Here is a 2,883-nt window from a genome sequence, read left to right as displayed (position 1 = left end):
GCCGCGCCCCCGGACACCCCCCGCGCCGCCCGGGCGCCCCCACCCCCCGCGCCCGCACACCCCCCCCCCCCCCCCGGCGCGGCCCCCCCCCCCGGGCGGCCCCTGGGGGCCGCCCGCGACCCCGATGCCGTCGAACTCTCCGGCCCGGTCTTCGGAGTCACCGACGTCCTGCCCCTGGACGCGGACCTGACCCGCGGCCACGCCGGCGAACCGCTCGGCGAGCGGATCACCGTCACGGGTCGGGTCCTCGACCGCGCGGGACGCCCCGTACGCGGCCAGCTCGTCGAGATCTGGCAGGCCAACGCCGCCGGCCGCTACGCCCACCTGCTCGACCAGCACCCGGCCCCGCTCGACACCCATTTCACCGGCGCGGGCCGCTGCCTGACGGACGATCAGGGCTTCTACCACTTCACCACGATCAGGCCCGGCGCCTACCCCTGGCGCAACCACACCAACGCCTGGCGCCCCGCGCACATCCACTTCTCCCTCTTCGGGAGCGCGTTCACCCAGCGCCTCGTCACGCAGATGTACTTCCCCGGCGATCCGCTCTTCGCCTACGACCCCATCCTGCAGGCGGTCACCGACGACTCGGCGCGCGCCCGGCTCGTCGCCGCCTACGACCACGACCTGTCCACCCCCGAGTGGTCGCTCGGCTACCGCTGGGACATCGTCCTCGACGGTCCCGCCGCGACCTGGATCGAGGAAGGCCGATGACCCACGAGCCCGCCCCCTCACCCCCCACCGCCCTGCGCCCCACCCCCGCGCAGACCGTGGGCCCCTTCTACGGGTACGCGCTGCCCTTCCCCGGCGGCGGCGACCTCGCCCCGGCCGGCCACCCGGACACGATCACCGTCCACGGGTACGTGTACGACGGCGACGGCGTTCCCGTCCCCGACGCCCTCCTCGACATCTGGCAGCCGGGCCCGGACGGGAGCCGCCGCGGCGCCCCCGGCTCCCTGCGGCGGGACCCGGTCACCGGCGGCCACGCCGGCCGGGACGGCGTCACCTTCACCGGCTTCGGCCGGGTCGCCACCGACGCCGACGGCCACTGGGCGGTGCGCACCCTGCCGCCCGCCGGAGCCCCGTACCTCTGCGTCTGCGTCTTCGCCCGCGGCCTGCTGCACCACCTCTTCACCCGGATCTACCTGCCCGGACCGGCCGCGGACGCCGACCCGCTGCTCGCCTCGCTCGCACCGGACCGGCGCGCCACCCTGCTCGCGACCGGGACGGGTCCGCGCACCCTCCGCTTCGACGTCCGCCTTCAGGGCCCCGAGGAGACGGTGTTCCTTGACTTCCGCTGAGACCCCCGCCGCATCCCCGGCCGTCCTCCCCGCGCATCCGTACGACGACGTCGGGCTGCTCGCGCCCGTCCGCGCCGGGACCGAAGTCGAGGCGGCCACCGGCGACCTCGCCTTCCTCCGGGCCATGCTCGACGCCGAGGCCGCCCTCACCCGGGCCCAGGCCGCCCTCGGCCAGGCCCCCGCCGAGGCGGCGGCCGCCGTCACGGAGGCGGCGGCCCGCCTGGACCGCCACGACCTGCGCGAGCTCGCCCTGCGCGCCCGCGGCGGCGGAAACCCCGTCATCCCCCTGATCGCCGAACTGACCGCCGCCGTACCGCCGGACGCGGCGCCGTACGTCCACCGGGGCGCGACCAGCCAGGACATCCTGGACACCGCCACGATGCTCGTCACGGCCCGCGCCCTGCCCCTGATCCGCGCCTCGCTCCACCGCGCCGCCACGGCACTCGGACGGCTCGCCGCCGCACACCGCGACACCCCCATGGCGGGCCGCACCCTCACCCAGCACGCCGTCCCCACCACCTTCGGGCTGAAGGCCGCGGGCTGGCGCAGCCTCGTACTCGACGCGGACGACCGGCTCGCCGCCCTCGTGCTCCCGGCCCAACTGGGCGGCGCGGCGGGCACGCTGGCCGCCTTCGAGCAACTGGCCAGGGCCCCCGGCAGCGGCCCCGCGCTGGTCGGGGCGTACGCGAAGGAGCTGGACCTCGCCGTCCCGCGCCTGCCCTGGCACACCCTGCGCACCCCGGTCGCCGACCTCGCCGGCGCGCTCGCCTTCACCGCCACCGCGCTCGGCAAACCGGCCGCGGACGTGCTGGTGCTGAGCCGCACCGAGATCGCGGAGCTGGCCGAGGGCGAGGGCGGCGGCTCCTCCGCCATGCCCCACAAGAACAACCCCGTACGCGCCGCACTGACCGCCGCCGCGGCCCGCCAGGCCCCGGGGCTCGCCGCCGTCCTGCTCGGCTCGCTCGTCGCGGAGGACGAACGTCCGGCCGGCGCCTGGCACGCCGAATGGCAGCCCCTGCGCGAACTCCTGCGCCTCGCCGGGGGAGCCGCCCACCACACGGCGGCGCTCGCCGAGGGCCTGCGGGTCTTCCCCGACCGGATGCTGGGGAACCTGCACCGCACCCATGGTTTGGTGGCGAGCGAGCGGCTGGCCGCGGCCCTCTCCGAACACCTCGGCCGAGCCGCAGCCCGCGACCTCCTGGACCGGGCCACCGGCCGGGCCCTGGAGGACCGCTCGACCCTGGCGGACGTACTCGCCAGGGCGCCCGAACTGGAGAACCGGGTCGACCCGGAGCACCTGCGAGCCCTCGCCGACCCGGCCACCGGCACGGGGGCCGCCCCTCTGCTGGTCGACGACGCCCTGCGCAGAGAGCCCTCGCCCCGCTCGGCGGCACCGTCGTGGGTCCTGGAGCTTTCCCCCACCCCGCCCCTTACTGGAACTGGGGGCCCGGCACCCAGACCCCCGATTCCGGGCACTCCGGTACCTCCAGCCCCGCCGGCGTTCGAGGCGCGGGGGTCCGGGGCGGAGCACCGGGACGGGGGGCTGGGGGCGGAGCCTCCAGTTTCGGGATGGGGCGGGGCG

At 77.2% G+C, this 2,883-nt stretch carries 2 protein-coding genes and 1 pseudogene; all 3 read left to right on the top strand.

Features of this window, described 5'->3' with window-relative positions:
* A partial coding sequence (gene pcaH / locus ACWGDE_RS25735) for a protocatechuate 3,4-dioxygenase subunit beta (protein ID WP_453391394.1) occupies positions 1–714 on the top strand: 714 nt, incomplete at its 5' end.
* A complete protein-coding gene (pcaG, locus tag ACWGDE_RS25730; protein ID WP_453391393.1) occupies positions 711–1,301 on the top strand; it encodes a protocatechuate 3,4-dioxygenase subunit alpha in 591 nt (196 codons plus the stop codon). The genes pcaH and pcaG, both read left to right, overlap by 4 nt.
* Positions 1,302–1,356: 55 nt before the next feature.
* Positions 1,357–2,670, top strand: a pseudogene (gene pcaB, locus ACWGDE_RS25725) (3-carboxy-cis,cis-muconate cycloisomerase); the annotation flags it as partial.
* Positions 2,671–2,883 lie beyond the last annotated feature (213 nt).

It is taken from the genome of Streptomyces sp. NPDC054956, from assembly GCF_053609185.1.
The sequence above is the reverse complement of the archived record's forward strand: the minus strand, read 5'-3'. Positions and strand labels throughout refer to the sequence as shown.